Source organism: Streptomyces kronopolitis (assembly GCF_014646275.1).
GTDB classification, from domain to species: domain Bacteria; phylum Actinomycetota; class Actinomycetes; order Streptomycetales; family Streptomycetaceae; genus Streptomyces; species Streptomyces kronopolitis.
Window position 1 is genome coordinate 1 of the sequence record NZ_BMND01000104.1, and the last position, 712, is coordinate 712.

At 43.7% G+C, this 712-nt stretch carries 1 protein-coding gene; it reads right to left on the reverse strand.

From position 1 onward, the window contains the following. Positions 1 to 696, reverse strand: a 696-nt coding sequence (locus IEY78_RS35325; RefSeq protein WP_506417111.1) for an NADH-quinone oxidoreductase subunit D-related protein, incomplete at its 3' end; no start/stop codon positions are given. Positions 697 to 712 lie beyond the last annotated feature (16 nt).

The window sequence follows — 712 nt, forward strand, 5'->3', positions numbered from 1 at the left end:
CATGCCCCAGCTTTGCGCCATTTTGGGCGTTACAACGCCCACATTTTCCAAGCGCATCCGCCAAATGCGATTCTTATCCAATAAGCCTTGAATGAGTTTTTTGCATTCCCTCATTTCGCCTAAAAACTTTTTTAAGCCTTCTAACCAATTAGGGGGTAAATCCAAAGGCACGCCCCCAATCCTTATAGCGTTATGCGTGAGCCTAGCCCCGCAATAATCCTCCATCAAATCCAAGCCGTATTCCCTCGTTTTAAACGCATACAAAAACACGCTCATCGCTCCCACATCTAAAGCATGCACGCTGATAAAAAAGATGTGTGAGATCATGCGGTTAAGCTCTAGTAAAATCGTGCGGATCACTTGCGCTCGGCGTGGGATTTCTAAATTGAGCAAGGTTTCTACCGCATAAGCGTAAGCGTAATTATTGCTGGTAGAAGAAGTGTAATCCAATCTGTCGGTGGTGGGCATGTATTCGTTATAGGTCATGTTTTCGCCTAACTTTTCACAGCCTCTATGCAAGTAGCCAATTTCAGGGGTAGCCTTAATGATTTTTTCGCCCTCTAATTCCAAAATCAAGCGCAATTGCCCATGACTGCTGGGGTGTTGGGGGCCAAAGTTTAAAATCATTTGGTTGTCGTCATGTTCAAAAATGATGTTTTCAAACTGAGGGTTGAGTTTCGTGAAATTTTGAGCCATTTTATAGCCTCTTTTT